Origin of the sequence: Pseudomonas sp. TWR1-1-3, assembly GCF_049896805.1 — a bacterium.
Lineage (GTDB): Bacteria > Pseudomonadota > Gammaproteobacteria > Pseudomonadales > Pseudomonadaceae > Aquipseudomonas > Aquipseudomonas bubulae.
In genome coordinates this window covers 1,038,970-1,065,454 of sequence record NZ_JAFCUZ010000002.1, presented here as the reverse complement: position 1 = coordinate 1,065,454, position 26,485 = coordinate 1,038,970, and the positions used below count along the sequence as shown (strand labels likewise).

Genomic DNA, 26,485 nt, shown 5'->3' with positions numbered 1-26,485 from the left:
GCCGTATCCCCACCTTGCGTCAAAGTGTGCATAGTGTGTGATCCAGTATTTGAAAGTTGCAGTGCTTCAGTGTGTCGATGTTATTGGCGTGGTTGTAGATTAACTAACAAGCTGTTCGCGATCGGCCTTGTCTTTGTTGTCCAGTACGGTTTGCAGATAAATAGTTCGGCATTCCAGGCGCTTGAGTTTGTTGCTGGTCGTACGTGGCAAACTTCCGGGTAGCACGAATGTAATGGCGTGGGCACCAAATCCGAACTTCTCACGCAATTGGTTTTGAAGTTGGGTGCGCAGTTCGATAGGGTTATGCTTCGTTTCAAGCTCGATCAGAATCGCCAGGCTCTCGGTTCTCTGTGTCTCGTCGTAGATACCGAAGGCCGCTATTGCATTACCCCCGCTGGCCAATAAAGGGTGTGAGGCAATGACGTCTTCAATTTCATGGGGGAAATAATTACTGCCACGGATAATGATGAGTTCTTTCTTGCGGCCGAGTACAAACAAGTGCTCATCCACGCGATAACCTATATCCCCGGTCGCAAACCAGTCGCCGCTCTGGTAGTGCTCGGTCTGGCCTTCGGCGGGTAAATAGCCGGACATGACCGAAGAACCACGTATGAAAATTTCGCCCACTTCGCGGTCCTTGGCGTCGGAACTGTCCAAAGCCCTTACCGCCACTTGCATCCCGTCAATCGGCCGGCCCATCGACAGTACGGTTTCTACCCGCCGACTGTTATCGTCGGCGCGGCGTGCCTGCCAATGATCGATTACCGCGCCGGAGTCGATACGGTCAGGAATCACGTAGGAGAGCGCCTGCTTGTCGTAATCAAAGGTCGTGTTATGCATGGTCACTGCCAGCGTCGATTCCGCCATGCCGTAGCAGGGTTGCAGCGCAGAACGTGAAAGGCCGTGGGGCGAGAATGTCTGTGCAAACTCCCTCAGGCAGGCTTCATCGACCCTTTCGGCGCCGACAAAGATATTGCGCAACTTGCTCAGATCCACCTCTTTCATTGACGCTTCGCGGTAACGGCGAATGCAATACTGCAGGGCGAAAGTCGGCGCCGCCGTGGTGGTTGCGCCAAAGCTGGACATGCGCTTGAGCCAGCCAAGCGGGTTGCGAATAAAACTGGCCGGCTGCATCAATAGCAGCGGTGCCTGGTAATACAGGTTCGACAGTAGCGTCACCAGGCCCATGTCGTGATGCAGCGGCAGCCAGGACGCAGAGGCGTCGCCGCGTTCGACACTGTAGCCAACAACACCGCCGATACCGCGCACATTGGCGATGACATTGCGATGGCTCAGGATGGCGGCCTTGGGGCGACCGGTCGAGCCCGAGGTCAGTTGCACATGATGGCCGCTGTCAGCCTGGCAGCGTTCCACGCGCACTGGAAACCCTGCGCTGGCAGCGAGGCTCACCTCTGCGCTCGTGACCACGCGTACAGGCAGGTTGGAAAGCAAGCGCTGGAGTGCCGGTGTATTGCTTTCGGATGCGATCAGCAGGCGCGGTGCAAACAACTGACAGGCCACATATATCTGATTGCGCGGTGAGTCTGCCATCAATCTTCCAGGCAGCGCGACGGTGCAAGGCAAGGCGCCAATCAACACGCATCCAGTCAGCAGTAACAAGTGATCGATCGATGCCGGCAGGGCAAGAATAACCAGGTCATTACGAACAACCCCCAGTTCGGTCAGGGCTGAAGAGACCGCCAATGCTTGTTGTGCCAACGCTGCATAGGAAATGCTTTTTTCTTCCCCGTTCTCTTCTATAACAGTAATTTGCCGCAGTGCACTTTGCTGTGGATTATCCAAGGCAGACAAAATAGCATCGATCATTGTTTCCAATTTCCGATCTCCGGGAAGTCAATCAAACAAGTCTGTCAAATATTACAAATTCAATACAACGCTCTAGTGAGCATACAAACCTGTAGTGCCCGGTCTGGCGGACTTTATGGGATGGAACAGTGTTTGTAAATCGGTCGGGTGAAAGTTTCATAATCTTTCATGTTCGTTTGTAGTCGGCGCTATTGCCCGGTTCTAAAGCAAGTTTATAGTTGTTTAAGTGTCTAAACGCTTGTTACTCGGCGTTGGATGTTTTGTATTTAAGTCGTGCGCGCAGTCGTTTGCTTTTGTAGTACGTGTCGACTCTTTAGTTGTGGGAGTGTCTCGAATAAGTCGTTGGTAGTGCGGGGTAAGCGTGCTCTTCAAGATCACGTATTTCGGCGCTTCCGGCGTATTCTTATAACGGGCGTACTCGTCGTCCAATGAGTACTTTCTCTCCCGGTTTGGTGTTTGCTGCAGTTACGATGCCTGATCTTCGGGTTACACATTTTGTCTAGTGGTGTATTGAATGGCGGCAGTTTCAGGCAAGCCTCAACCGATTATTTCCCGCGCCTGACGTGTCATTGACTACGCTGTACCTGATCGAAATTACAGACGCGCCCTGTCTCGAACCTAATCCCTTCGGTACGGTTGGCCTATCAAGGATGTGCAGGAGGCCCCCGGGTTTGTACAAATTCAAAACAGCGTTTCTGCTTCTTGTCCTGTTGTGCTCGGGCAATGGCATGCTTTTGGCCGCCCCTACACTGGCCTCTGTGATCAAGGCCGAGGAATCCGATGGCAAGCCTCCCGTGCTGGTGGATGGCGGGCTGCTGGGGGCTTTGGGTGCGGGGATGGACGAGGTTCAAGGTCAGCTCGGCCTGAGTATGCAGTTGCTGGACGCCTGGCGTTTACGCACCGAGCGGGCGGCAGGTGAAGTAGGACAACTGGTCGAGCAGGCATCCACACATCCTTCCTGGAGTGGTGTAGGCGACTTTTTCTTGCTGACGGTTATCTGGTCCGGCGTTTTTTTCGGGTTGATGCTCGCAGGAAGATTGCTGGCGCGTTATTTGTGTACCACGCGTTCGATGTTTGACCGGCCACGCATCCAGACGCTGGTGGGTTATGTGGTGCCCTACATGTTGCCTGCGCTGGTCTCGTTGATGCTGGCCCTGTACGCCAGCCGCATGCTGCAAGACACCTTGGGTCGCTCGTTCGGCCTGACCCTGACCTATGCTGGCAGCGCCGGGGTGTTCTGTGTGGCGCTGGTGCTGTCACTGAGTACCTTGTTTGAAACGGGCCACAAGCGCCGCGCGGTGCAGATTATTCGTCAGTACTCGAAACGGGCGCTGTTCTTGATCGGCTTTTTTTCGGCACTGAGCGACGCAATGAGCAGCCCGCAAATTGCGCGGCAAATCGGCGGCAATATCGCCAGTTGTCTGTCGGTACTCGCCGGCCTGCTGGCGTGCGCCATTCTGGGCTGGCTGGTGGTACGGCTGCGGCGGCCCGTGGCTCACCTGATCCGCAATCGGGCCCTGGCACAACGGCTCGGGCAGCCAGCCTTGCAAGAGTCGTTGCGCATTTTTTCGGTACTCTGGTACTGGCCCGTGCTGCTGATGTTGCTGGTGAGCGCGCGCAATTTACTGGGCGTGGGTGAGGGCAGTGAACGTGCATTGCGCAGTGCATTGCTGACATCGGGCCTGCTGATCGGCACGGTATTTCTGAGCACGATTCTGCACCATTCGTTTCGGGCGCGAACCCAGCATACAGGGGCCTATAAAGAGCGTTTTATCGGTGTGGTTTACGCATTGCTGCGCATTGCCCTGGCCGTGACCTTTATTGAGTTGCTGGCGAAGATCTGGGGTTTCTCGCTGTTGGCCTTCGCTTCCGACAGCAATACCGGCAAGGTCATCAGTGATTCCCTGGGCCATATCCTGTTGATCCTTCTGGTGACCTGGTTGACCTGGGTGGTCCTCGACACGGCCATTCAACAAGCGCTGGAACCGGCCACCAACCGGCGCGGGAGCCATGAGCCCAGTACGCGAATCAAGACCATCCTGCCGCTGGCGCGCAATGCTATCAAAGTGATTCTGGTGGTGATCTGTACCATCACCACCATGGCCAATCTGGGGGTGAACGTCGCGCCCTTCCTGGCTGGCGCCGGGGTGATAGGCCTGGCCATCGGCTTTGGCTCCCAGCAGTTGGTGCAGGACGTGATTACCGGGCTGTTTATCATTATTGAAGACACCATCTCGGTGGGTGACTGGGTGGTGATCGACTCCGCCCATGCCGGCACCGTCGAGGGGTTGACCATACGAACCCTGCGCCTTCGCGATTCGAGAGGTTTTGTCCATTCGGTGCCTTTTGGTCAGATCAAGGCCGTCATCAACCATTCCCGGCAGTTTGCCTATGCCTTTTTTTCCGTGCAGTTCACCTATGACACCGATATGGACAAAGCGACGGCCCTGATTCGGGAAGCGGGGAGCCAGATCAGCAGCGATCCTCTGCTCAGCCTGAGCCTGCAGGGTTCGCTGACGATCTTTGGCGTCGACAGCATGAACCTCGATGGCGTGACCATAACCGCGCAGTTCCGAACCATGTCCGGGGCGCAGAACACTGTGAGCCGGGCATTCAATGACCGGCTTAAAAAGCTTGTGGATAAGTCGCCGGATGTTCACTTCGCACAGCATTATCCACAGGGGTTTCTGCTGCCCGTGCGGGAGCCGGAACAAACGCTGCCAGCGGACTCCTTGGCGCAACGGTCTACGGTATTACTGACTGATATTCCGCCCAGATCCCAATGAAGGCCTTTTAGCATGAGGCAGTTTGTCAGTGACGGGTGGGCAAGAAACCCGCAAAATGCGGCTATCTTGATTAGGGTCAGCAGCTTTCACGGCTGGTTTTCTGGTATACATCACCGTTCTAAATAGACTGAGCCTGCATACTTTATGCGAATGCGCCTTATGTTATTGGGCGGCGGAAATGCCCTCGGGCAGGCGCTGATTCGTCTGGGTGCCGAGGAAGACATCAATTTCCTAGCCCCGCGCCCGCCGCAAGACGGTTGGGACGCCGCGAGCCTCACGCAACTGCTCGATGACACCCGCCCGGATGCTGTCATCAACCTTGCGTACTACTTCGACTGGTTTCAGGCGCAGACAGTAAGCGAGTCGCGTCTTGCCGCGCAGGAGCGCGCTGTCGAGCGTCTGGCCGAGCTGTGCCAGCACCACAGCATCACCTTGTTGCAACCTTCCAGCTATCGGGTTTTCGATGGCTCGCGTGCGACGGCCTACAGCGAAAAAGACGAACCCGTCCCGCTCGGGTTACGCGGTCAGGCACTGTGGCGTATCGAACAAAGTGTGCGGGCCATTTGCCCGCAACATGTGCTGCTGCGTTTTGGCTGGTTGCTCGATGACAGCCCGGATGGCACCCTCGGGCGGTTTCTGGCCCAGGCCGAAAAGCCGGGTGAGTTGTTGATGGCCGATGATCGACGGGGCAACCCGACGCCGGTGGATGATGCGGCGCGGGTGATTATCTCGGTACTCAAGCAGCTCGATTGCGCGGCGCCGCTGTGGGGCACTTACCACTACGCCGGGCACGAAGCGACAACGCCGCTGGCGCTGGGGCAGGCAATCCTGGCCGAGGCCCGTAACCTGCACGAACTGGCAATCGAAGCGCCGACACCCCAGGCGCACGCCGCGCGGCCCGACGCGGCAGAAGAACCCCAGCACGCGGTGCTGGCGTGCAAAAAAATTCTACACACCTTCGGGATCAAGCCTCGCGCCTGGCGTGCGGCGCTCCCCACTTTACTGGACAGGTTTTATCGTCATGGTTGATGCTCCCGTTTTAATCACCGGTGGTGCCGGTTTTATTGGCTCCAACCTGGTAGACGCCTTGTTGGCCAAGGGCTACTCCGTAAGAATTCTCGATGACATGTCCACAGGCAAACGCAGCAACTTGCCAATGGCCAACTCGCGGGTCGAGCTGATTGAAGGTGACGTGGCCGATGCCGCACTGGTTGCCAAAGTCATGGCCGGTTGCAGCGCAGTGGTTCACCTGGCGGCGGTTGCTTCGGTACAAGCCTCGGTAGACGACCCGGTGCGTACTCACCAAAGCAACTTCATCGGCACCCTGAATGTGTGCGAAGCCATGCGCGAAACAGGGATCAAGCGCGTTGTTTTCGCCTCCAGTGCTGCGGTCTACGGCAATAACGGCGAAGGCGAGTCGATTGTCGAAGACACGCCTAAAGCGCCATTGACACCTTATGCCGCCGACAAGTTGTCCAGCGAGTACTACCTGGATTTCTATCGTCGCCAGCACGGTCTGGAGCCGGTGATCTTTCGCTTCTTCAATATCTTTGGCCCGCGCCAGGACCCCTCCTCGCCTTATTCGGGCGTGATCAGCATTTTCAGTGAGCGTGCTGAAAAGGGCCTGCCGATCACCATCTTTGGCGATGGCGAACAAACGCGCGACTTCGTGTATGTGGGTGATCTGGTCAAGATTCTGGTGCAAGCCGTCGAAACCGAGAACGCTGAAGCGGGTGCCGTGAACGTAGGCTTGAACAAGGCCACTACACTCAATCAAATGCTGGCAGCGTTGAGCGAAGTGGTCGGCGAGTTGCCACCGATCAGCCACGGTCCGGCCCGCTCGGGTGATATCCGCCATTCCCGTGCTGACAATAGCCGTTTGTTGCAACGCTTCACCCTCGGTGAAACCACACCAATGAGTGTCGGGCTGGCACGCCTGCTAGGCCGCTAAGAACCACCCGCCCACAAAAAAGGCGCCTTTCGAAGGCGCCTTTTTTATGATTGCCGGACTTAGAATTTGTAGCCCAGGCCAACCATGTATACCCATGGGTCCACGTCTACGTTGACCTTGGCACGAGTGCCTGGTGCCACGGCGTTGTTTTCCACAGTGGCGCGGGTGTCGATATCGATATAACGCGCCTGGGCGTTGATCATGATGTTGTCGGTCAGCATGTAGTCAGCACCCAGCTGCCAGGCCATGCCCCAGGAGTTTTTTGCCTTGAAGTTGTCGAACCCTTCGGCGCTGGCACGGCTGCCGACGTGTTCGTCGTAGATCCAGGTGTAGTTGATGCCGGCACCAACGTAAGGCTGGAATGCCGATTTGGTATCCAGTGGGTAGTACACAACGCTCAGGGTTGGCGGCAAGTGTTTGAGGCTACCCAGTTTGCCGTTGGCGGCTGCCAGGCCAGTACCCTTGAGTTTCACGTCATGCTCAAACGGTGTGGCTGCCAGCAATTCGATACCCACATGGTCGGTGATCATGTAAGCGAAGTTCAGACCCAGTTGCGTGTCGCTGCTCATGGTCGCCTTGCCACCCAGATCAGCACCTGCCAACGGGCCTTGATCAACCTTGACGCTGGAGCTGTCGGCTTTCGGGTTTACCGTGATAGCACCGGCACGCACGATGATGTCGCCTTCCGTGTGCGCGTGGGCAAGAGGGGCGACGACGGCGAGCGCAAGGGCGGCTGCGCTGAGCAAAGACTTGTGCATGGGAGCTCCATTTGGATATTTAAAATTTATATAACCAATGGTAATGAGCGCCCAGGCCTGTTCAGTTGACCCAGCTCAATGAAAGCGTGAAGTTGTGAAAAATTCGTTAATTGCCCAGAGCCCCTCACCCCAACACTCTCCCGGAGGGAGAGGGAGCTGATGGGTGGCGTTGCGCAAACCTGCTTTTGCTTTCAGTCCCTTCTCCCACGGGGAGAGGGCTAGGGTGAGGGGCCTTTGGGGTTACTCCGGCAATTCATACACCACGATCCGCTGAGCATCCATCTGATACCCCGCATCCGCCAGTTCGCTAGTGCTGGCCTTGACCTGCAGCGCGCCCACGATCCAGTACGGCTGGTACAACTCGTCGAGCTTGACCCCTTCCTTGCTGGTCACGTGCACGATCTGGTTCGACGGCGGTGGCGGTACATGGATGCAGGCACCGAAGTACGGCACCAGCAAAAAGTCCGTGGTGCGCCCGTCTTCGCTGACTTCAAGGGGCACGATATACCCCGGCAGGCGAATCAACTGGCCATCCAGCGCCGGGACCACCGGCGCATTGGGCAAGTCCTGCCTGGCTGCCGGGGCGGCTTCCATATTGCCCATCTGCGAGAGGTCATGCAGGGGCGTCATGTCCGGTGCTTCAGGCGGCGCATCCGCCGGGATCATTTCCGACCAGGTCAGCTCTTTCGGTTCGGCCGCCCACAGCGGCGTCGCAACCAGCAGTAACAGTGCCAGCAGCACGCGAGACATTGCAGACCTTTTCATAAATGTAAGCTCATAAACGAATGGACAGACCATCTGCCAGCGATTGTCGGTAGGCGCGCCAGGCAGGTACGCAGCCCATCAACAGGGCCGCTGCCAGAATACCGCCGAGCAGCGTCCATTCATATTCACTTGGCCACGCCAGTGGCAAATACAACCCGTAGTTCGATTGCACATAGCCTTGGGCCACGGCAATGCACACATACAACAGACCGACACCGGCGATCACTCCGGCGAGTGCCAGAGCCAGTGCTTCGAACACCAGTAACGTGGCGATATGCCAAGGGCGGGCGCCCACGGAGCGCAAGATCGCCATCTCGCGGCGCCGCTCATTGAGGCTGGTCAAGATTGCGGTGAGCATGCCGATCAGTCCGGTCAGTACCACAAACAGCGACACCACAAACAACGCTTTTTCAGCAGTGCTCATCAAGCTCCAGAGTTCCTGCAGGGCTACGCCGGGCAAAATCGCCATCATCGGCTCACCGCGAAAATCGTTGATCTCCCGTTGCAGGGCAAAAGTCGAAATTTTGCTGTTCAGGCCCAGCATGAACGCAGTGATGGCCTGGGGGGTTAGGTCCATATTGCGGGCCTGGTCAGCGCTGATACGCCCGGCACCGTGGGCGGGCACGCCGTTATGCCAGTCGATATGGATTGCTTCCATACCGCCCAGGCTGATATGCAGCGTGCGGTCCACCGGGGTACCGGTGCGCGCGAGAATGCCAACCACGGTGAACGGTTTGTCGTCGTGCTTGACCAGGCTGATCGCCGCCACGCCATGAGCCAGCACCAGTTTGTCGCCCAGTTTGTAATGCAGGGCATCGGCGACTTCGGCACCCAGTACCACTTCGAACGGATCGCTGGCAAAAGGACGGCCGCTGGCCAGTTTCAGGTTTTGCTTGTGGCCGTACTGGTAGTGCTCGAAGTACGCCTCGCTGGTGCCCATCACCCGATAGCCGCGGTGCGAGTCGCCCAGGGACATGGGGATGGCCCATTTCACTTTCGGGTTGTTGGCGAAATGTTCAAAGCTGTCCCAACGAATATTGTTGGTGGCATTGCCGATGCGGAACACCGAATACAGCAGCAGATTGACCGAGCCGGATCGGGCACCCACGATCAGGTCGGTGCCGCTGATGGTACTGGCGAAGCTGGCGCGGGCTTCGGTGCGGACCCGTTCCACGGCCAGCAGCAGGCACACCGACAGGGCAATGGCGAAGGCGGTCAGCAGTGCGGTAAAGCGGCGGTTGGCCAGGCTGGCCAACGCTAGACGAAACAGATACATCTCAGACCTCTACCGACAGGGCGGCGCGATTGAGTTCAGACAACGACAGGTTACGGTCGAACAGAGGGGCCAGGCTTTGATCGTGGCTGACAAACAACAGGCTGGCACCCGCTTCACGGCATTCGGCAAATAGCAGCTGGATAAAGGCTTCGCGAGCGTCCGCGTCCAGTGCTGATGTGGGCTCGTCGGCAATCACCAGTTCGGGCTGACCGATCAGTGCGCGGGCGGCGGCAACACGCTGCTGCTGGCCGATGGATAACGAGTCTGCACGTCGCTCCAGCAGGGCCGGGTCTTTAAGGCCCAGATGGGCCAGCAGGGTTTGCGCGGCGTTATCCACACTGCCGTGGCGTTGCACGGCGCGGCTGGCACGCAGTTTGGAAAAGTGGCAAGGCAGTTCGACGTTCTCGCGAACCGACAAAAATGGCAGCAAATTGAATTGCTGGAAGATATAGCCCGTGTGGTCAACCCGGAAACGGTCACGGGCCCCGGAGCCCAGCTCTCCCAGCTCCTGGCCGAGCAAGCGGATGCTGCCGCTGTTGGCTTTTTGCACGCCGCCAAGCAACCCCAGCAAAGTGGTTTTGCCACTGCCACTGGGGCCTTTGAGGAACAGGGTTTCACCTGCTTGCAGGCGAAACGCCGGAATATCCAGTAGCACGGGGTGCCCCGGCCAGCTGAAACTCAGGTCGCTCAGTTCGATTAGTGCTTGGGTCATTGGGGGAGGAGATCGCCTGGGAGTTGGTGGAAGTCTTTCTGTGGGAGCTGTTTAAAACTTCAGCACAGGTGCCTTGGCTGTCACTTCCACGGCTTGCTGACCGCTCGGGCCGATCAGTTGTACCTTGAATTTATGGGTGCCGGGGAATGTCTTGAAAAACTGCGCCAGATCCAGCGCTTTCAAAGCGTCCGGCGTGCTGCAGGTAAACGCATAGTGGGCTTCGATATCGCTGTGGTGGTGCTCGCCCTTGGCGCTGCCTTCTTCCGGCGCCGGGTCGAACAGCGGGCTTTTCAGTTCCTGCGCTTCAGCTGTGCAACCGGCGGCCTTGGGGATGCTGAACAGCACCAGTGGGTCTTCCAGTTGTTTGCGTACCGAGCTGACTTTGGCCTTGTCAGCGTCAGTGGTAGCAACGTGTTCAAAGCCCACCAGGTTCATCGACGGGCCATCCAGGTCCAGTTCCAGGGTCTGGCCGTCGAGCGCGACATTCAAGCTGCCTACGCCATGTTCATGGGGCGCCAGGCTGCTGTGTTCATGGTCGTGATCATGATCGTCGGCGGCGTGAGCCATCGCCAGCGGCAACAAGGCAAACGGCAAAGCAAGAAGCAAACGGCGCATGGGAGCACTCCAGCAGAAATGTGAAAATATTGTTATGTGATCTTATAACAACTGTTGCGAGAGTTTGCCCGTGTGCTTGGCGTTACGCAAGGCGCGTGGGAGCATGGCTGCAAGAAAATTGAGGAGCACGACGATGGTGCGCATTCGCGGAACGATAGGCGACTGGCCGGTGGATTTGACCGTGGAGCTGGATGAGAGCGACTGGATAAAGCTGGGCGCGCAACTGCACGTCAGTGAGGCACCGATCAGCCAGCCGCCCGCAAAACCTGCGAATCAGGATGATGCCGTGTGGGAAGCCACCAAGGATTTGCTGCGCAAGGCTGGACAGATCAGCGGGCCTGAATTGCTGGGGCAGCTTGAAGCGCTGACCGGTAGCACGGGCGCAGGCAAACGCTTGTTGGTGCGCCTGCGCCATTGTGCCGAGGTGAAAGTGGTTAGCGGTGCTGATTCGCCGATTTACAGCTGGGTTGACGTGGCGTAACAAAAACTCCCGTAGCAGCTGCCGAGGGACGAGGCTGCGTTTGGCAGCTACAGGAACACTGCAACTGTGGGAGCGAGCCTGCTCGCGAAGGTCGTTCGCGAGCAGGCTCGCTCCCACAATAGGGCTTGACCTGCAACAGAGTATCTACAGATATGTATCGGGGTTTAGTACAGCGCAGCAAACAGCTTGCGGCGGTAGGTGGTGACCAGCGGGTGATCATTGCCCAGCAGGTCGAACACCTGCAGCAGGGTCTTGTGGGTGATGCCTTCGTTGTAGCTGCGGTTGCGGGTGAACAGTTTCAGTAGCCCGTCCAGTGCGCCTTCATATTGCTGGCGTGCCAGTTGCTGGATTGCCAGTTGATACGCCGCTTCGTCGTCCTGCGGGTTTTGTGCCACGCGGGTCTTCAGGTCAGCCACATCCGGCAAGTCCGCCGCCTGGCGCAAGAACGTCAGTTGCGCCTTGGCGCCCGCCAGCTCGGCCTTGTGCTCGTCGCTCTTGACCGCATCCAGCACCGCTTGTGCTTCAGTCAGCTCGCCACGTTCAGCCAGGCAGCGGCCATACAGGATCAGCGCTTTGGCGTTGCTGTTGTCTTCAGTCAGGATGCTTTTGAGCAAAGCTTCAGCATCGGCAAAACGGCTTTCGGCAAACAGCGCCTGGGCTTGAACCAGCGGGTCTTCAACCGCAGCTTCGGGCATCACCACATGGGGCGCGAGCATGGCACGGATCGCTGATTCCGGCTGGGCTTCCTGGAAACCGTCGACCACCTTGCCGTCCTTGAACAGCACCACGGTGGGCAAGGTCTGAATGCCAATGCGGCCAACAATATCCTGCTCGACATCACAGTTGACCTTGGCCAGCAGCAGTTCGCCCTGATAGTCCTCGGCAATTTGCTCCAGGATCGGCAGCATCACCTTGCAGGGAGCGCACCACTCGGCCCAGAAATCCACCAGTACGGGTTGGTCGAATGAGGCCTGGACCACCAGCCTGTCGAAGTCAGTGGAGGTCACGTCGAAGCTGTAAGAAGGCGTAGGCTGATTCATTTCGTGTCTCGAAGCAGGTAAATAAGAGCAACTATAAAGGCTGGGCGCAGTGGCTGAAAGGCACAGGCTCGCGTTGTGCGTGATACAGGCTGACGTTGCGAAATTCGTGGGGCTCGGCCAGGTCGGGCAGGGTCAGGGCCTTGAGCATGGCCAGTTGCCGATAAAGCGGGTGCTTGAAGTCGCGTACGCGGGAATCGGCTACCAGGGTCTGCTGGCCGCGGGTAGGGAACTGATCCAGCAGCGGCAGGTTTTCGCGGTCGTAGAGCACATCAGCCACCAGGATCAGATCGAACCGGTCCGCCTCGGCAAAAAAGTCGCTGGAGTAGCCCAGCGCGACATCGTTGAGCTGGGCATTGGCCCTGCAGGCCGCCAGTGCCAGCGGGTCAAGGTCACAGGCCACCACTTCCAGCGCCCCGGCCCTGGCTGCTGCAATCGCTGCAACGCCCGAACCGGCACCAAAATCCAGAACGCGCTTGCCCTTGACCCACTGCGGTTGCTCGGCCAGAAAGCGTGCGAGCGCCAGCCCGCTGGCCCAGCAAAAGGCCCAGTAGGGAGGTTCGTAGAGAATGCGCCGGGTTTCGTCGGGGGTGAAGGCGCGATCCATATTGTGGGCATCGATCAACCAGAGTTTGAGCGCGGTGCCGGGCAAGTCGGTCGCCACCAGCCGCGCATCACCCAGCAACTCGCTCAACGACTGCTGCAGGCCAAACGGTATATTCATGGTGCTTTGACGAAGGCCAGGGTACCCAGCGCCTGCGTGGTGGGCTGGTTGATGATCCGCGAAGGCAGATGCAGGATCAATTGCCCGGACTGGCTGGCGCGGCCGCGCAGCTCGACCCGCATGCCGGTCGGGAAGGCTTGCGGGTTGAAGCGCAGCTTGAAGGGCAGCGCCTGGCTGTTGCCGAGGATCTTGCTGCTGGCCATCAAGCCTTGGGGGCGGCCACGATCGTCAACGATCAGCATGGCCAGCTCGACCTCGGCGCCTGCCGGCACACCGGTCAGCACTCCGCTCAACTCGCGCTGATATGACGGCAGCGGGCCAAGGTCAGCCGGGGCATCGGTTTTTGGCTGCGTCAGCACTTGGGGCTGTGCCGATTTTGGCGGCTCACTGCTACAAGCGACCAGCAAACTGGCAAGGCACAGCAAAACAAGCGTTCGTAGCGGCATACACGGCTCCAGCGGCAGGTCAGTCGGTGTATCAGATTGTGTAAAAGATAGTAGCCCGTCTGTATACCGTAAAGCCTATGGCTTGTCTTGCCAGTGGGATGCGCTAACATGGCGCTCCCCATTTTTGTTGGCTGCCACCATGCACTGTCCCTTCTGCGGTGCCAACGACACTAAAGTCATCGACTCGCGTCTGGTTGCCGAGGGCGATCAGGTGCGCCGCCGGCGTGAATGCCTGGCCTGTGGTGAACGTTTCACCACCTTTGAAACAGCTGAGTTGGTATTACCCCGCCTTATCAAGCAGGACGGCAGCCGCCAGCCGTTCGATGAAGAAAAGCTGCGCGCCGGCATGCAGCGTGCGCTGGAAAAGCGTCCGGTGAGTGTCGAGCGTCTTGAAGCCGCGCTGGCCCGGATCAAGCACAAGCTGCGCGCCACTGGCGAACGCGAAGTCAAATCGCTGGTTGTTGGTGAACTGGTCATGGGCGAGCTGCAAAAGCTCGACGAAGTGGCCTATATCCGCTTTGCCTCGGTCTATCGACGTTTCCAGGACTTGAACGAGTTCCGCGAAGAGATCGACCGTCTTGCCCGTGAGCCTTCCAAAGAATGATCCAGTCCACAGAACAATCGATTTTAGACACCCATTACATGGCGCGGGCCATCGAGCTGGCGCGCAACGGGCTGTACACCACCCACCCCAACCCCCGTGTCGGTTGCGTCATCGTACGTGACGGGCAGATCGTCGGCGAAGGCTGGCATGTGCGCACCGGCGAGCCCCATGCCGAAGTCCACGCCTTGCGCGCGGCCGGTGAGCTGGCGCGGGGCGCCACGGCCTATGTCACCCTTGAGCCGTGCAGCCATCATGGGCACACCCCACCGTGCGCCGAAGGGCTGATTAGCGCAGGTGTGGCGCGTGTGGTTGCAGCCATGCAGGACCCCAACCCGGAAGTTGCCGGGCGTGGCCTCAAGCGTTTGGCCGATGCCGGTATTGAAGTGCGCAGTGGTGTGCTGGAAGCCGATGCCCGGGCGTTGAACCCTGGTTTTCTCAAGCGCATGGAACACGGCCTGCCGTTTGTACGGGTCAAAATGGCCATGAGCCTTGATGGCCGCACCGCGATGGCCAACGGCGAAAGCCAGTGGATCACCGGGCCAGAAGCGCGCTCGGCGGTGCAGCGCTTGCGGGCCCAGGCCAGTGTGGTGCTGACGGGTGCGGATACCGTGCTGGCCGATGGCGCCCGCCTGACCGTGCGCGGCCCTGAACTGGGCCTGAGCCCCGAGCTGACCGCGCTGGCGCTCAGTCGTCCGCCGTTGCGGGTGTTGATCGACGGGCGTTTGCGGGTGCCGCTGGATGCACCGTTCTTCAAGGCCGGGCCAGCGCTGGTTGCCACCTGCGTGCCGCCTGCCGAGCAATACCGTACCGGGCCCGAGTGCCTGGTGATCCACGGCGCCAATGGCCAGGTCGACCTGCGCAAGTTGTTGCAGGCGCTGGCCGCCCGCGGCGTCAACGAAGTGCTGGTGGAGGCCGGGCCGCGTCTGGCGGGGGCTTTTGCCGAGCAGGGGTTGGTGGATGAATACCAGATATTTGTCGCGGCCAAGTTTTTGGGCTCTACGGCGCGGCCATTACTGGAGCTGCCGCTGACCCATATGAGCGAAGCGCCATTGCTCAAAATTACCGACATGCGCGCGGTAGGCGATGACTGGCGAGTCACTGCCATACCTGTGCCGTCAGCGAGCGTATAATTCTCAGCCTTCGTGTTACGCAGGCTTTGTTCTCAAGGGGAACGCCATGTTTACCGGCATCATTGAATCCATCGGCAGCATCCGTGCATTGACCCCCAAGGGCGGTGATGTGCGAGTTTCCATCGACACCGGCAAGCTCGACCTGAGCGACGTCAAACTCGGCGACAGTATCGCCATCAATGGCGTGTGCCTGACCGCCGTTGAGCTGTCGGGCAACGGCTTTGCCGCTGACGTCAGCCGCGAGACCCTCGATTGCACCGCGTTCAACGACTTGAAAAGCGGCAGCCGGGTCAACCTGGAAAAGGCCCTGACCCCGACCACGCGCCTGGGCGGTCATCTGGTCAGCGGCCACGTTGATGGCGTGGGCGAGGTGATCTCCCGTGAGGAGAACGCCCGTGCCATCGAGTTCCGCATCCGTGCACCCAAAGAACTGGCCAAGTACATTGCCCATAAAGGCTCGATCACGGTCGACGGCACCAGCCTGACGGTGAACGCGGTCAATGGCGCCGAGTTCTCGCTGACCATCATTCCGCACACCCTGAGCGAAACCATCATGGGTGACTACCGTCCGGGTCGCCGGGTCAACCTCGAGGTCGATTTGCTGGCGCGCTACCTTGAGCGTTTGCTGCTGGGTGACAAAGCTGCCGAGCCGACCTCGGGTGGCATCAGCGAAAGTTTTCTGGCCGCCAACGGCTTTCTCAAATCCTGACGTAAGGGGGTGCCGCGTGGCGCTCAACAGCATCGAAGAACTGGTTGAAGATATCCGCCAAGGCAAGATGGTCATCCTTATGGATGACGAAGACCGCGAGAACGAAGGCGACCTGATCATGGCCGCCGAGTGTTGTCAGGCCGAGCACATCAACTTTATGGCGCGCTTTGCCCGTGGCCTGATCTGCATGCCGATGAGCCGCGAGCGTTGCGAACTGCTCAAGCTGCCGTTGATGGCACCGCGCAACGGTTCCGGTTTTGGCACCAAGTTCACGGTCTCGATCGAAGCGGCCACCGGCGTCACTACCGGCATCTCTGCCGCTGACCGCGCGCGCACCGTGCAAGCGGCGGCCGCCAAGGACGCCAAAGCCGAAGACATCGTCAGCCCGGGCCATATCTTCCCGTTGATGGCTCAAGCCGGTGGCACCCTGGCCCGCGCCGGCCACACTGAAGCCGCCTGTGATCTGGCGCGCATGGCCGGGTTCGAGCCAAGCGGCGTGATCTGCGAAGTGATGAACGACGATGGCACCATGGCCCGTCGCCCTGAACTGGAAGCTTTCGCGGCCGAGCACGGCATCAAGATCGGCACCATTGCCGACCTGATCCACTACCGCATGATTCACGAACGTACCGTTCAGCGGATTGCCGAGCAGCCACTGGACAGCGAACTGGGCCAATTCAATTTGGTGACCTATCGTGATTCAGTCGAAGGCGATGTGCATATGGCACTGACCCTGGGCAAGATCTGCGCCGAAGAACCGACCCTGGTGCGCGTGCATAACATGGACCCGCTGCGCGACCTGCTGATGGTCAAGCAGCCCGGCCGCTGGAGCCTGCGCGCCGCCATGAGCGCGGTGGCTGAGGCCGGCAGCGGTGTGGTGCTGTTGCTCGGTCACCCCCTGGATGGCGATGTATTGCTGGCCAATATCCGCGAAACGGCAGACCACGCGCCGGTGAAAAAACCGACCACCTACAGCATCGTCGGTGCCGGTTCGCAGATCCTGCGTGACCTCGGTGTACGCAAAATGCGCCTGATGAGTTCACCAATGAAGTTCAATGCCATATCCGGTTTCGATCTGGAAGTTGTAGAATACGTGCCCTCCGAATAAAGACCGGTCGTGTCCAGTCCGAATTCGTGGCCCAATATCCTAAAGAGCGCATGCAAATGCGCTCTGGCTCTTTAATACGAGACATACCGAATGACCCTGAAGACCATCGAAGGTACCTTCATCGCCCCCAAAGGTCGCTACGCACTCGTAGTTGGCCGTTTCAACAGCTTCGTCGTCGAAAGCCTGGTGAGTGGTGCCGTTGATGCCCTGGTTCGCCACGGTGTGAACGAAAGCGACATCACCATCATCCGCGCACCTGGCGCGTTTGAAATCCCGCTGGTCGCGCAAAAAGTTGCCCAGCGCAACGAATTCGCCGCCATCATCGCCCTGGGCGCCGTGATTCGTGGCGGTACTCCGCATTTCGAATACGTTGCTGGCGAGTGCACCAAGGGCTTGTCCCAAGTGTCCATGCAGTTCGGCGTACCGGTTGCCTTCGGCGTGCTGACCGTTGACTCGATTGAACAAGCCATCGAGCGCTCGGGCACCAAAGCTGGCAACAAAGGCGCAGAAGCTGCCTTGTCCGCCCTTGAAATGGTTAGCCTGTTGGCACAGTTGGAGGCCAAGTGATTTCCGACGAAAGCGATCGTTTCAACCCGCGCGACCCGAAACCTGCGGACGCTGGCAAGCCTTCCAAGAGCGCCAAGCGCCGTGAAGCGCGTCAACTCGCAACTCAGGCCCTGTACCAATGGCACATGGCCAAGCAGTCGCTGAACGAAATCGAAGCGCAATTCCGCGTCGATAACGACTTCTCCGACGTTGATGCTGCCTACTTCCGTGAAATCCTGCACGGCGTGCCTGCGCACAAAGGCGAGATCGATGCTGCCCTGGTTCCGTGCCTGGACATCACCATCGAAGAACTCGATCCGGTTGAGCTGTCTGTTCTGCGCCTGTCCACCTGGGAGCTGATCAAGCGTGTCGACGTGCCTTACCGCGTTGTGATCAACGAAGGCATCGAGCTGGCGAAAGTGTTCGGCTCCACCGACGGCCACAAGTTCGTCAACGGTGTGCTCGACAAACTGGCGCCACGCCTGCGTGAAGCTGAAGTAAAGGCTTACAAGCGCTAAACTGCGCTGTCGGCCATGGGCGAGTTTGAGCTGATCCGCAATTTCTTCGCTGCCGCGCCCTGTGCGCAGGGCGGCGAGGGTGTTGCCCTGGGTATTGGCGACGACTGCGCCCTGCTGGATGTTCCCTTCGGGGAACAGCTGGCGATTTCCACCGACACCCTGGTAGCCGGGGTGCACTTCGCAGATCCCTGCGACCCTTTCCTGCTCGGTCAGCGTTCGCTGGCGGTGGCGGCCAGCGACCTGGCGGCCATGGGCGCAACTCCCATCGCCTTTACCCTTGCCCTGACCCTGCCGACGTTTGACGCCGACTGGCTGCAGGCCTATGCCCGCGGTTTGAACCTGATGGCCCAGACCTGTGGTCTGCGCCTGATCGGTGGTGACACCACGCGCGGGCCGTTGTGCTTGACCCTGACTGTGTTTGGGCGAGTACCCACGGGCCGTGCCCTGACCCGCAGCGGAGCGCGCGCCGGTGATCTGCTGTGTGTGGGCGGCGAGCTGGGCAATGCGGCCGGGGCGTTGCCGCTGGTGCTGGGGCTGCGCACCGCGGCATCGATGATCGGCGAGCCGTTGCTGGCCCATTACTGGTCGCCGCAACCGCAACTGGCGCTGGGCCAGGCCCTGCGCGGTAAAGCCACTTCAGCGCTGGATATCTCCGATGGCCTGCTGGCCGATTGCGGGCATATCGCGGCGGCGTCGAAGGTGGGGCTGGCGATTGAACTCGACCGGGTGCCGGTCGCGCTGGCGCTGGAAGAGTTCCTGGGCGAGGCGGGAGCGCAACAGGCAGCGTTGAGCGGCGGTGATGACTATGTACTGGCGTTTACCTTGCCTGAGGTTGAGGTGCCGACCCTGCTGGCCGATGGCTGGCCTATCCATGTGATTGGTCGCGTGGTTGAAGGGCAGGGCGTCACGCTGCTGGATGACGAAGGCCGGGACATTACCCCGGCAGTGCACGGCTATCAGCATTTTCGTGCGTGACCCTGTGGGAGCGGGCTTGCTCGCGATGGCAGCGCCACGTTCAGCCTGATACACCGCATCGCCTGTTTCGCGAGCAAGCCCGCTCCCACGGGGCCTGTGTAGCGTAAGTCATCAAACTTTTAGATATTTATCCTCGGTAATTCAGCCTAAGCGTCTGTAGGAACCTCCTGTTACAATGTCGCCTCTGCGAATTTCCAGTACTCAAACTGATCAGGAGCACACGGTGCCTGTCGTTTTCGTTGCCGCTTGCAAATTACCCACCCCCTTTGCCGAGTTCACTATGCATGGCTTCCTTGAGAAGGCCACGGGTCGTGAACACGTTGTGCTCAGTTTGGGCGACGTTACAGACGGTGCGCCGGTTCTGGGGCGTGTGCATTCCGAATGCCTGACCGGTGACGCCCTGTTCAGCCAGCGCTGCGACTGCGGCTCGCAGCTTGAAGCCGCCTTGCAGGCCATTGCCCGCGAAGGTCGTGGCGTATTGCTGTACCTGCGTCAGGAAGGCCGTGGCATCGGCTTGCTCAACAAAATCCGTGCCTACGAGTTGCAAGATGGCGGCGCCGATACCGTTGAAGCCAACGAGCGCCTCGGCTTTGCCGCCGACCAGCGCGATTACGCCATTTGCCTGCCGATGCTGGAGCACGTAGGCGTGCATTCGCTGCGCCTGATGACCAACAATCCGCGCAAGGTCAAAGCCCTGACTGACATGGGCATCACCGTGGCCGAGCGTGTGCCGCTGCACACCGGGCACAACCCGCACAACAAGCTGTACCTGGCGACCAAAGCCAACAAGCTAGGGCACATGATGGGTAACCAGCATCAGAGCGAGGCTGACCCGGCATGACCCGTGGCCAGCGTCGTCGGCGCCTGAGTTTCAGTTGGTGGCAACAGCTGCTGCTGACCCTGCTGCCTCTGGTGCTGGTCTGCTGGTTTTTCGGCAGCGCCGAGCCGTTGCTGCCTGAGTTGGCAATGCCGTTATTTATTGCGGGCGTGGCTTCGATGTTCGTCACCCTGCGCACGTTCGGGCCTTACAAACATGGCCTGATCAATCTGCAGAAAGCCCTCGACACCCCACAGGAACCTGCAGCCTGGGATGAGCTGGCGCGTGCACGTCAGCGGTCCCTGCTGGCGGCGGGGCTGCCCACCTGGATTGCTACGCTGGCGGTGTTTGTCGGGCTTGAAGGCGTACCGCTATTGCTGCTGGTACTGTCAACGCTGGTGCTGTTTTACCTCTATCGCGTCCCCCGCCAGGTAGGCTGATGCGCGTCTGGCTGGCAGCTCTGTTGCTGACTGTCAGCTTTTCTGCCCAGGCTGTCAGCCGCGTGGTGAGCCTGTCACCGTCCCTTTCTGAAATGGTTGTCGAACTCGGCGCCGCCGATTTGCTGGTGGGGCGTCTGGAAGCAGGGGAGCCGTTACCTGAGCTTGCCGACGTGCCTTCTGTGGGCCGCTACGGGCAACTGGACATGGAGCGTCTGCTCAGCCTGCAACCCGACCTGCTTTTGCTTTGGCCAGGCAGTGTGGGTGTTGCCCAGCGCGAGCAATTGCGTAACCTGAATATCCCCACCTTCACCGCCGAACCGGCAAGCCTCGATCAACTGGCCGATCAGGTTGAAGCCCTGGCCATCGCCCTGGGTCGCCCGCAGCGTGGAAGGGAGCTGGCAACGCAACTGCGCCAACGTCTGGCACAACTGCGTGAACAGTACCGGACTGACGTGACTGTGCGGGTGTTTTATCAGGTGTGGGATCAGCCGCTGTACACCATCGGCGGCGGGCAAATCATCAGTGATGCGCTGGCAGTGTGCGGAGCAAGCAATGTGTTTGACCACCTAAAACTGCCGGCGCCGCAGGTTGGTATAGAGTCTGTGTTACAGCGTAATCCTGAGGTGATTATCGCCGGCACCCAGGCGCAGCTGGATGCCTGGAAAGCCTGGCCGCAGATCGATGCGGTCAAGCATGGGCGTTTGCTGCTATTGGCCGACAAGGGCCTGGAGCGTCCGAGCGGGCAGATGCTGGAAGCGACGGCCAGATTGTGTGAGCAATTACAGAGATAAAAATTATCTGTGGGAGCGGGCTTGCTCGCGATGCAGGTGATGCGCAGTGTCAGGTAAGTCGCGGTGATGCTATCGCGCTCCCACAGGTTTAGAACGTCGGCGTCCAGGTAATTGCCAGCTGCAGCGAGCGCCGTTCTTCGCGGTAGCCATAGTAGTTGCCGTCATAGCTGTACAGCGCGCGGGTGAAGCTTTTGTCCAGCAGGTTATCGACCTTCAGGTCGAGCCGCACTTCTGAGCTGGCCTGCCAGTTGCCGCGTAATCCCAGCAAGCCATAACCGCCAACGGGCTGCTTGTTGTGTTCATCATTGAAGCTGCTGCTCACCGCTTGCCAGCTGGCGCCGACACCTACCTTGTCAAATTGCCGATCCAGATCCAGGCTCAAGGTACGGCGTGCGCGGCGGCTCAGGGTATGGCCGGTATCACGATCGCGCGGGTCAATAATCGCGATACCCAGGCTGCTCTGCCAGCCGAACCATTCTTGCTGCAACGCGCTTTCGAAACCGGTGATCCGTGCTGCGCCGATGTTCTGCTGAATAAAGTCGGCATCGGCCACAATCGCGTCGCGAATATCGGTGCGATACAGCGAGGTTTCCAGGCGACTGGTCTCACTTAGCTGACTGCGCCATTGCAGCTCGTAGCTTTTTGAGTATTCCGGCTTGAGATCGGGATTGCCGAACTGCGGGTAGTACAAGTCATTGAACGTCGGTGCGCGAAACCCTTCACTGTAAGTCAGCATAACGTCGTTGTCGGCGTTCAGCGGCACCGTCAGGCTGGCGCTCCAGGTGTTGTGGCTGCCAAATTGCTGGTTCTGGTCGTGACGCAGGCCCAGCTCGGTCGAGAAGTACTCGCCGTGGAAGCGGTGCTGAACAAACGCGGCGCGGTTCCAGCGGCTGTCTTCCTCGAAAACGGTGCTGCTGCGTACCCGGTCTTGATAGGCGTCGGCGCCGAGGATCAGGCTGTTTTGATCGTCCAGCGTCAGGTTGTTCTGCCAGTTCAGCGAGTCGCGATAGGTGTTGAAGCTGTAGATCTCGGCGCTGAGTTTGTCCCGGGTTTTTTCACGGTTTTCGCTGTGGCCCAGCTCCAGGCGCGAGTTCCAGCGTTCGTTCAGTTGCGCGTCGATAAAACTGCCGACGCTGCTGATATCAAAATCGCTGTAGAGCTGTTGGCCACTGACAGTCTGGGTCTGCGGGTCCCAGCGCCCGAACGAATTGTCGAGTTCGGTCTTGCCGACGTTTTTCATGGCCGTCAGGCCAATTTCAAGCTCTTGGTTCAGGTAGTGGCTCAGGTTCAGGCTCAGTGACTTGTTGCGATAGGCGTCGTGGTCGCTGTCGCTGGGGAAGGATTCGTGGGTGCGGTTGATCCCGGCGGTTTGTTCCAGGCTGCCACTGAGGTTGTAGCGCGTTTGCCCGTCGCCACCGGAGATGCCCAGGCTGTTTTGCGAGCTGCCATAACTGCCCACTGCACTATGCAGGCGAAGCTGCGGGGCTTGATCGGCACCGCGTCGGGTGAAAATCTGGATCACACCGCCAATCGCATCGCTGCCGTAGATCACCGAGCGCGAGCCGCGCAGCACTTCAACCCGCTCGATCTGATCGATATTGAGGTACTGCAGATTGCTGTCGGCCGAAGTGGCATTGGCCATGCGCTGGCCGTCGACCAGCACCAGGCTTTGCGCCGACTTGGTGCCGCGAATGTAAATCCCCGGCAAACCGCCGCGTCCACCGCTGCGGGCCACTTGTACACCGGGTACCCGGCCGAGCAAGTCGGTCAGGCTGGTGGGTTGCAGGCGGTCGATATCGTCACGGGTGAACACGCTGTTGGCGCTTGTGCTGTCCGAGCGAGCCTCGACCTGGCGATTGCCGGTGATCAGGGTCTGCGGGAGTTTGAGCGCATCTTCGCGCTCCAGCGGCTCTGCAAGCAAAGGGCAGGCGGGGATAAAACCGAGGATCAGGGCAAGACGAAGGCGTTTCATGGTGTCTCAACAGGGTGTTGGGCGGATCGTAGCAGCTGCCGTAGGAACGAGGCTGCGTTCGGTGGCGTAGCCACCGTAAACCATGCCTCGCGGTGTATCAGTATCACCGAGGGGGGCGGATTTACGATCGCTTCGCAATCGAACGCAGCCTGCGGCAGCTGCTACGAAATCGCGCAGACCAAGTGGCTCAGAGCCCCAGGAGTTCCATGCGCTGACGCACCGAGGCTTCGATACCTGCCGCATCCAGGCCGCATTCGGCCAGCATCTGGCTCGGTTTGGCATGTTCGACGTAAATATCCGGCAAGCCCAGGTGCAGCACAGACTTGAGCACGTTTTCACGGGCCAGGAACTCGCTGACGCCGGCGCCTGCGCCGCCCATGACAGCGTTCTCTTCGATGGTCACCAGCAGCTCATGGCTGGCAGCCATTTCGCGAACCAGCTCTTCATCCATCGGCTTGACGAAGCGCATGTCGACCACGGTGGCGTCGATTTTTTCTGCCACTTGCAGGGCTTCTGCCAGTTGCACGCCGAATACCAGCATGGCGACTTTCGAACCCTGGCGACGAACCACGCCCTTGCCGATTTCCAGCGGCTCGAGGTTTTTTTCGATCACTGCGTTCGGGCCTGTGCCGCGAGGGTAACGCACTGCCGCCGGGCCGTTGTACAGGTGGCCGGTGGTGAGCATTTTGCGCAGTTCGTTCTCATCGCTCGGGGTCATGATAAGCATGCCCGGGATGCAGCGCAGGAACGACAGATCGAAGCTGCCTGCGTGGGTCGGGCCGTCTTCGCCCACCAGGCCGGCACGGTCGATGGCGAACAGCACGTCAAGATTCTGCACCGCGACGTCATGCACCAGTTGGTCGTAACCGCGCTGCAGGAACGTCGAGTAAATTGCCACTACCGGCTTGGAGCCTTCGCAGGCCATGCCGGCAGCAAAGGTCACGGCATGTTGCTCTGCAATCGCCACGTCGAAATAGCGCTTTGGATACCGCTCGCTGAACGCAATCAGATCCGAGCCTTCTTTCATGGCCGGGGTGATGCCCACCAGGCGCTCATCGGCAGCGGCCATGTCGCACAGCCACTCGCCAAACACGGCGGAGTACTTGGGCCCGCTGGGTGCCTTCGGTGCAGCTTTCGGAGCATTGAGCGGTTCGAGCTTGGTGATGGCGTGATAGCCGATCGGGTCCGCTTCGGCCGGAGCGAAGCCCTTGCCTTTTTTGGTGACTATATGCAGAAACTGCGGCCCTTTGAGGTCGCGCATATTGCGCAGCGTCGCGATCAAGGTCGGCAGGTCGTGGCCATCGATCGGGCCGATATAGTTCCAGCCCAACTCTTCGAACAGGGTGCCGGGTACCAGCATGCCCTTGGCGTATTCTTCTGTGCGCCGCGCAATTTCCCACGCGCCAGGCAGACGCGAGAGCACCTTTTTGCTGCCTTCGCGCATGCTTGCATAGGTGCGGCTCGACAGGATCTTGGCCAGGTAGTTGGACAAACCACCAACATTGCGCGAGATCGACATGTCGTTGTCGTTGAGGATCACCAGCATGTTGGCGTCGACTTCGGGGGCGTGGTTCAACGCCTCAAACGCCATGCCCGCAGTCAATGCGCCGTCACCGATCACGGCAATCGCCTTGCGCTCGCTTTTTTGCAGGCGGGCGGCAATGGCCATGCCCAGCGCTGCGCTGATCGAGGTGCTGGAGTGGCCGACACCAAAGGTGTCGTACTCGCTCTCGGCACGACGTGGGAAAGCGGCAATGCCGTCTTTCTGACGCAACGTTGCCATCTGCTCGCGACGGCCCGTGAGGATTTTATGCGGATACGCCTGATGGCCCACGTCCCACACCAGCCGGTCGTCCGGGGTGTCGAACACGTAGTGCAACGCGATGGTCAGCTCAATGACACCCAGGCCGGCACCGAAATGCCCGCCCGTCTGGCCGACGGTATAGAGCAATTCCAGGCGCAACTCATCGGCCAGGGTTTCCAGCTCGGCTTCTGCCAGGCGGCGCAGGCCCGCAGGCGTGCCTGCCCGGTCAAGCAGGGGCGTAGTCGGACGGTTGCGGGGAATCTCTTGAAACGTCGTTGGCATCAGGCGAATCGTTATAGGTATAAGAAGAGGCGGCAGTTTACCTTATGGAACGTAAGCTGCCCACGCAGTCTGGCATTCGTTCGTAAGACCTTGGCATTAGAGCTGTCAGAAAACGTTACTGAGCAGCGCCCTTTAGTGGCGTCGCTCAACGATATAACGTGCCAGTTCACGCAGCGGTTCGGCGGCTGCATCAAAATGTCGCAGGGCGTTGAGCGCCTGGTCGCGCAGCTCAAGCGCATAGCCTTTGGCCTGCTCCAGCCCCATCAGGGCGGGGTAGGTCGGTTTGTCCCGTGCTATGTCGGCCCCCTGGCGTTTACCCAGAGTTGCGGTATCGCTTTCAACATCCAGAATGTCGTCCTGAACCTGAAACGCCAGGCCAATGGCCCGTGCATAAACGCTCAGTGCGTGCAGGTTGTCTTCGTTTGCATGACCGCTGGCCAGGGCGCCCAGTTGCACGCTGGCTTCGATCAGGGCGCCGGTCTTGTGCCGGTGCATGTATTCCAGCGCGGCCTGGTCGAGCTTGAGCCCCACTGAACCGAGGTCGATCGCTTGCCCGCCGACCATGCCCGCCGGGCCTGCAGCAAAAGCCAGGGCCGTGACCATGCGCAAACGGGTGTCGGCGTTCAGGTTGCTCAGGCGCGGGTCGAGCAAAGCGCTGAACGCCAGGCTTTGCAGGCCGTCGCCCGCCAGAATGGCGCAGGCTTCGTCGAACGCTTTGTGGGTGGTTGGCTGGCCGCGACGCAGATCGTCATCGTCCATTGCGGGCAAGTCGTCGTGCACCAGCGAATAGGCGTGGATCAATTCCACGGCACAGGCCGCGCCATTGGCTTGCTCAGGTGTACTGCCGAGGGCTTCGCAGGCGGCATAGGCCAGCAGCGGGCGAACCCGTTTGCCGCCATTCATGACGCTGTAGCGCATGGCCTCATAAAGACGGGCCAGCTCGGGAGCCGGAGCGACAAACAGGCTTTCAAGCGCCGCATTGACACGGGCCTGGCTGCTGATCTGGTAAGCATCAATCATTCGGACTGTTCCGCATCAAAAGGCTCTTGTGCCAGCTCACCGTCACGCTCAAGCAGGATCTGTACTTTCTGCTCGGCCTGGGCCAGTGCGCCCTGGCAATCACGGGTCAGGCGGATGCCTTGTTCGAAGGCGGTCAGGGAATCTTCCAGCGACAGCTCGCCATTTTCCAGACGCTCGACCAGTGTTTGCAGGTCAGCGAGTGACTGTTCGAAATCCGGGGAAGCTTTTTTGCGGGCCATGGCGGCATTCTCGGTAGGCGTTAAAACCGGCTGACACTAGCAGACGGCGGGTTTTGGGGCAAATCGACAGGGCGCCCATGTATCCAGGTGAGGGGGTTTTCACTTGTCGCTACTAAACGAGTGGGTGGCAGCCGTACGCAGGTTAGTCGACC

Annotated in this window: 27 protein-coding genes; 14 read left to right on the top strand and 13 right to left on the bottom strand. The window is 59.6% G+C overall.

Annotated features, from left to right (window positions below):
• Positions 1 to 99 precede the first annotated feature (99 nt).
• Positions 100 to 1,827: an AMP-binding protein gene (locus tag ACP7BE_RS12395; RefSeq protein WP_094999480.1), complete on the bottom strand. Its 1,728-nt coding sequence runs from the start codon at positions 1,825 to 1,827 to the stop codon at positions 100 to 102.
• A gap of 671 nt (positions 1,828 to 2,498) precedes the next feature.
• On the opposite strand from ACP7BE_RS12395, the gene ACP7BE_RS12390 reads away from it, so the two are divergent.
• The 3 genes from ACP7BE_RS12390 (at position 2,499) to ACP7BE_RS12380 (ending at position 6,564) form a co-directional block, all read left to right on the top strand.
• Positions 2,499 to 4,613 (top strand): mechanosensitive ion channel family protein, encoded by a 2,115-nt coding sequence (locus ACP7BE_RS12390; protein WP_095019070.1) that lies wholly within the window; start codon positions 2,499 to 2,501, stop codon positions 4,611 to 4,613.
• A gap of 144 nt (positions 4,614 to 4,757) precedes the next feature.
• Complete coding sequence (locus ACP7BE_RS12385) at positions 4,758 to 5,642, top strand: sugar nucleotide-binding protein (RefSeq protein ID WP_094999478.1); 885 nt, start codon at positions 4,758 to 4,760, stop codon at positions 5,640 to 5,642.
• Positions 5,635 to 6,564 carry an NAD-dependent epimerase/dehydratase family protein gene (locus ACP7BE_RS12380; protein ID WP_094999477.1) on the top strand — a complete coding sequence of 310 codons (930 nt, stop codon included), beginning with the start codon at positions 5,635 to 5,637 and terminating at the stop codon, positions 6,562 to 6,564. Before ACP7BE_RS12385 ends, ACP7BE_RS12380 begins: the two co-directional genes overlap by 8 nt.
• A 59-nt stretch (positions 6,565 to 6,623) precedes the next feature.
• Here ACP7BE_RS12380 and ACP7BE_RS12375 read toward each other — a convergent pair whose 3' ends face one another.
• The 5 genes from ACP7BE_RS12375 to ACP7BE_RS12355 form a co-directional block, all read right to left on the bottom strand.
• Entirely contained in the window at positions 6,624 to 7,322 is a 699-nt protein-coding gene (locus ACP7BE_RS12375) for an OmpW/AlkL family protein (RefSeq protein ID WP_094999476.1), read from the bottom strand.
• A gap of 240 nt (positions 7,323 to 7,562) precedes the next feature.
• Positions 7,563 to 8,072 carry a DUF3299 domain-containing protein gene (locus ACP7BE_RS12370; RefSeq protein WP_370688634.1) on the bottom strand — a complete coding sequence of 170 codons (510 nt, stop codon included), beginning with the start codon at positions 8,070 to 8,072 and terminating at the stop codon, positions 7,563 to 7,565.
• 25 nt (positions 8,073 to 8,097) lie between these two features.
• A complete protein-coding gene (locus ACP7BE_RS12365; RefSeq protein WP_095019069.1) occupies positions 8,098 to 9,363 on the bottom strand; it encodes an ABC transporter permease in 1,266 nt (421 codons plus the stop codon).
• A gap of 1 nt (position 9,364) precedes the next feature.
• Entirely contained in the window at positions 9,365 to 10,075 is a 711-nt protein-coding gene (locus ACP7BE_RS12360; RefSeq protein WP_094999473.1) for an ABC transporter ATP-binding protein, read from the bottom strand.
• Positions 10,076 to 10,126: 51 nt separating this feature from the next.
• Positions 10,127 to 10,690, bottom strand: coding sequence for a DUF2796 domain-containing protein (locus ACP7BE_RS12355; RefSeq protein WP_094999472.1), 564 nt, complete (start codon positions 10,688 to 10,690; stop codon positions 10,127 to 10,129).
• A 133-nt stretch (positions 10,691 to 10,823) separates the two neighbouring features.
• Between ACP7BE_RS12355 and ACP7BE_RS12350 the strand changes: the two genes are divergently transcribed.
• Complete coding sequence (locus tag ACP7BE_RS12350; RefSeq protein WP_094999471.1) at positions 10,824 to 11,171, top strand: hypothetical protein; 348 nt, start codon at positions 10,824 to 10,826, stop codon at positions 11,169 to 11,171.
• Between the two features lie 164 nt (positions 11,172 to 11,335).
• On the opposite strand, the gene trxA is transcribed toward ACP7BE_RS12350, so the two are convergent.
• From trxA to ACP7BE_RS12335, 3 genes are read right to left on the bottom strand one after another with little or no spacing between them, the layout of a single operon-like run.
• The gene (trxA, locus tag ACP7BE_RS12345; protein WP_094999470.1) at positions 11,336 to 12,211 is read right to left on the bottom strand and encodes a thioredoxin; all 876 of its coding nucleotides are present in this window, start codon (positions 12,209 to 12,211) and stop codon (positions 11,336 to 11,338) included.
• A 31-nt stretch (positions 12,212 to 12,242) separates the two neighbouring features.
• Positions 12,243 to 12,932 (bottom strand): class I SAM-dependent methyltransferase, encoded by a 690-nt coding sequence (locus ACP7BE_RS12340; protein ID WP_426106006.1) that lies wholly within the window; start codon positions 12,930 to 12,932, stop codon positions 12,243 to 12,245.
• Positions 12,929 to 13,378, bottom strand: coding sequence for a hypothetical protein (locus tag ACP7BE_RS12335; protein ID WP_094999468.1), 450 nt, complete (start codon positions 13,376 to 13,378; stop codon positions 12,929 to 12,931). Before ACP7BE_RS12335 ends, ACP7BE_RS12340 begins: the two co-directional genes overlap by 4 nt.
• Positions 13,379 to 13,517: 139 nt before the next feature.
• Between ACP7BE_RS12335 and nrdR the strand changes: the two genes are divergently transcribed.
• The 10 genes from nrdR to ACP7BE_RS12285 all read left to right on the top strand — a co-directional run bounded on the left by nrdR (position 13,518) and on the right by ACP7BE_RS12285 (position 21,016).
• On the top strand, positions 13,518 to 13,982 hold the full coding sequence (nrdR, locus tag ACP7BE_RS12330) for a transcriptional regulator NrdR (RefSeq protein WP_029611200.1): 465 nt from the start codon (positions 13,518 to 13,520) through the stop codon (positions 13,980 to 13,982).
• Positions 13,979 to 15,112, top strand: coding sequence for a bifunctional diaminohydroxyphosphoribosylaminopyrimidine deaminase/5-amino-6-(5-phosphoribosylamino)uracil reductase RibD (gene ribD, locus ACP7BE_RS12325; RefSeq protein WP_165446500.1), 1,134 nt, complete (start codon positions 13,979 to 13,981; stop codon positions 15,110 to 15,112). The genes nrdR and ribD overlap by 4 nt, the downstream gene beginning before the upstream one ends.
• 46 nt (positions 15,113 to 15,158) lie before the next feature.
• Positions 15,159 to 15,821, top strand: coding sequence for a riboflavin synthase (locus ACP7BE_RS12320; RefSeq protein ID WP_086795767.1), 663 nt, complete (start codon positions 15,159 to 15,161; stop codon positions 15,819 to 15,821).
• 16 nt (positions 15,822 to 15,837) lie between these two features.
• Positions 15,838 to 16,929 (top strand): bifunctional 3,4-dihydroxy-2-butanone-4-phosphate synthase/GTP cyclohydrolase II, encoded by a 1,092-nt coding sequence (ribBA, locus tag ACP7BE_RS12315; protein ID WP_094999467.1) that lies wholly within the window; start codon positions 15,838 to 15,840, stop codon positions 16,927 to 16,929.
• Between the two features lie 90 nt (positions 16,930 to 17,019).
• Entirely contained in the window at positions 17,020 to 17,496 is a 477-nt protein-coding gene (gene ribH, locus ACP7BE_RS12310; protein ID WP_003444275.1) for a 6,7-dimethyl-8-ribityllumazine synthase, read from the top strand.
• Entirely contained in the window at positions 17,493 to 17,993 is a 501-nt protein-coding gene (gene nusB / locus ACP7BE_RS12305; protein ID WP_095019065.1) for a transcription antitermination factor NusB, read from the top strand. The genes ribH and nusB overlap by 4 nt, the downstream gene beginning before the upstream one ends.
• 15 nt (positions 17,994 to 18,008) lie before the next feature.
• Positions 18,009 to 18,968, top strand: coding sequence for a thiamine-phosphate kinase (gene thiL / locus ACP7BE_RS12300; RefSeq protein WP_426106001.1), 960 nt, complete (start codon positions 18,009 to 18,011; stop codon positions 18,966 to 18,968).
• A 223-nt stretch (positions 18,969 to 19,191) separates the two neighbouring features.
• Complete coding sequence (gene ribA / locus ACP7BE_RS12295; RefSeq protein ID WP_165446501.1) at positions 19,192 to 19,809, top strand: GTP cyclohydrolase II; 618 nt, start codon at positions 19,192 to 19,194, stop codon at positions 19,807 to 19,809.
• Positions 19,806 to 20,225 (top strand): MFS transporter, encoded by a 420-nt coding sequence (locus tag ACP7BE_RS12290; RefSeq protein WP_094999463.1) that lies wholly within the window; start codon positions 19,806 to 19,808, stop codon positions 20,223 to 20,225. The genes ribA and ACP7BE_RS12290 overlap by 4 nt, the downstream gene beginning before the upstream one ends.
• Entirely contained in the window at positions 20,225 to 21,016 is a 792-nt protein-coding gene (locus tag ACP7BE_RS12285) for a cobalamin-binding protein (protein ID WP_426105999.1), read from the top strand. Before ACP7BE_RS12290 ends, ACP7BE_RS12285 begins: the two co-directional genes overlap by 1 nt.
• Before the next feature lie 88 nt (positions 21,017 to 21,104).
• On the opposite strand, the gene ACP7BE_RS12280 is transcribed toward ACP7BE_RS12285, so the two are convergent.
• The 4 genes from ACP7BE_RS12280 to ACP7BE_RS12265 form a co-directional block, all read right to left on the bottom strand.
• Positions 21,105 to 22,988, bottom strand: coding sequence for a TonB-dependent receptor domain-containing protein (locus ACP7BE_RS12280; protein WP_426105997.1), 1,884 nt, complete (start codon positions 22,986 to 22,988; stop codon positions 21,105 to 21,107).
• A 187-nt stretch (positions 22,989 to 23,175) separates the two neighbouring features.
• Positions 23,176 to 25,074 carry a 1-deoxy-D-xylulose-5-phosphate synthase gene (gene dxs, locus ACP7BE_RS12275; protein WP_095023466.1) on the bottom strand — a complete coding sequence of 633 codons (1,899 nt, stop codon included), beginning with the start codon at positions 25,072 to 25,074 and terminating at the stop codon, positions 23,176 to 23,178.
• A gap of 132 nt (positions 25,075 to 25,206) precedes the next feature.
• Complete coding sequence (ispA, locus tag ACP7BE_RS12270) at positions 25,207 to 26,094, bottom strand: (2E,6E)-farnesyl diphosphate synthase (RefSeq protein ID WP_095023465.1); 888 nt, start codon at positions 26,092 to 26,094, stop codon at positions 25,207 to 25,209.
• Positions 26,091 to 26,333 (bottom strand): exodeoxyribonuclease VII small subunit, encoded by a 243-nt coding sequence (locus ACP7BE_RS12265; RefSeq protein ID WP_019824297.1) that lies wholly within the window; start codon positions 26,331 to 26,333, stop codon positions 26,091 to 26,093. Before ACP7BE_RS12265 ends, ispA begins: the two co-directional genes overlap by 4 nt.
• Positions 26,334 to 26,485 lie beyond the last annotated feature (152 nt).

What these genes read in the sequence shown, in the direction of transcription:
- ACP7BE_RS12395 (WP_094999480.1), bottom strand. Translation starts at nt 1,827, where the DNA reads ATGATCGATGCTATTTTGTCTGCCTTGGATAATCCACAGCAAAGTGCA.
- ACP7BE_RS12385 (WP_094999478.1), top strand. Translation starts at nt 4,758, where the DNA reads ATGCGAATGCGCCTTATGTTATTGGGCGGCGGAAATGCCCTCGGGCAG.
- ACP7BE_RS12380 (WP_094999477.1), top strand. Translation starts at nt 5,635, where the DNA reads ATGGTTGATGCTCCCGTTTTAATCACCGGTGGTGCCGGTTTTATTGGC.
- ACP7BE_RS12375 (WP_094999476.1), bottom strand. Translation starts at nt 7,322, where the DNA reads ATGCACAAGTCTTTGCTCAGCGCAGCCGCCCTTGCGCTCGCCGTCGTC.
- ACP7BE_RS12370 (WP_370688634.1), bottom strand. Translation starts at nt 8,072, where the DNA reads ATGTCTCGCGTGCTGCTGGCACTGTTACTGCTGGTTGCGACGCCGCTG.
- ACP7BE_RS12365 (WP_095019069.1), bottom strand. Translation starts at nt 9,363, where the DNA reads ATGTATCTGTTTCGTCTAGCGTTGGCCAGCCTGGCCAACCGCCGCTTT.
- ACP7BE_RS12360 (WP_094999473.1), bottom strand. Translation starts at nt 10,075, where the DNA reads ATGACCCAAGCACTAATCGAACTGAGCGACCTGAGTTTCAGCTGGCCG.
- ACP7BE_RS12355 (WP_094999472.1), bottom strand. Translation starts at nt 10,690, where the DNA reads ATGCGCCGTTTGCTTCTTGCTTTGCCGTTTGCCTTGTTGCCGCTGGCG.
- ACP7BE_RS12350 (WP_094999471.1), top strand. Translation starts at nt 10,824, where the DNA reads ATGGTGCGCATTCGCGGAACGATAGGCGACTGGCCGGTGGATTTGACC.
- trxA (WP_094999470.1), bottom strand. Translation starts at nt 12,211, where the DNA reads ATGAATCAGCCTACGCCTTCTTACAGCTTCGACGTGACCTCCACTGAC.
- ACP7BE_RS12340 (WP_426106006.1), bottom strand. Translation starts at nt 12,932, where the DNA reads ATGAATATACCGTTTGGCCTGCAGCAGTCGTTGAGCGAGTTGCTGGGT.
- ACP7BE_RS12335 (WP_094999468.1), bottom strand. Translation starts at nt 13,378, where the DNA reads ATGCCGCTACGAACGCTTGTTTTGCTGTGCCTTGCCAGTTTGCTGGTC.
- nrdR (WP_029611200.1), top strand. Translation starts at nt 13,518, where the DNA reads ATGCACTGTCCCTTCTGCGGTGCCAACGACACTAAAGTCATCGACTCG.
- ribD (WP_165446500.1), top strand. Translation starts at nt 13,979, where the DNA reads ATGATCCAGTCCACAGAACAATCGATTTTAGACACCCATTACATGGCG.
- ACP7BE_RS12320 (WP_086795767.1), top strand. Translation starts at nt 15,159, where the DNA reads ATGTTTACCGGCATCATTGAATCCATCGGCAGCATCCGTGCATTGACC.
- ribH (WP_003444275.1), top strand. Translation starts at nt 17,020, where the DNA reads ATGACCCTGAAGACCATCGAAGGTACCTTCATCGCCCCCAAAGGTCGC.
- thiL (WP_426106001.1), top strand. Translation starts at nt 18,009, where the DNA reads ATGGGCGAGTTTGAGCTGATCCGCAATTTCTTCGCTGCCGCGCCCTGT.
- ACP7BE_RS12290 (WP_094999463.1), top strand. Translation starts at nt 19,806, where the DNA reads ATGACCCGTGGCCAGCGTCGTCGGCGCCTGAGTTTCAGTTGGTGGCAA.
- ACP7BE_RS12285 (WP_426105999.1), top strand. Translation starts at nt 20,225, where the DNA reads ATGCGCGTCTGGCTGGCAGCTCTGTTGCTGACTGTCAGCTTTTCTGCC.
- ACP7BE_RS12280 (WP_426105997.1), bottom strand. Translation starts at nt 22,988, where the DNA reads ATGAAACGCCTTCGTCTTGCCCTGATCCTCGGTTTTATCCCCGCCTGC.
- dxs (WP_095023466.1), bottom strand. Translation starts at nt 25,074, where the DNA reads ATGCCAACGACGTTTCAAGAGATTCCCCGCAACCGTCCGACTACGCCC.
- ispA (WP_095023465.1), bottom strand. Translation starts at nt 26,094, where the DNA reads ATGATTGATGCTTACCAGATCAGCAGCCAGGCCCGTGTCAATGCGGCG.
- ACP7BE_RS12265 (WP_019824297.1), bottom strand. Translation starts at nt 26,333, where the DNA reads ATGGCCCGCAAAAAAGCTTCCCCGGATTTCGAACAGTCACTCGCTGAC.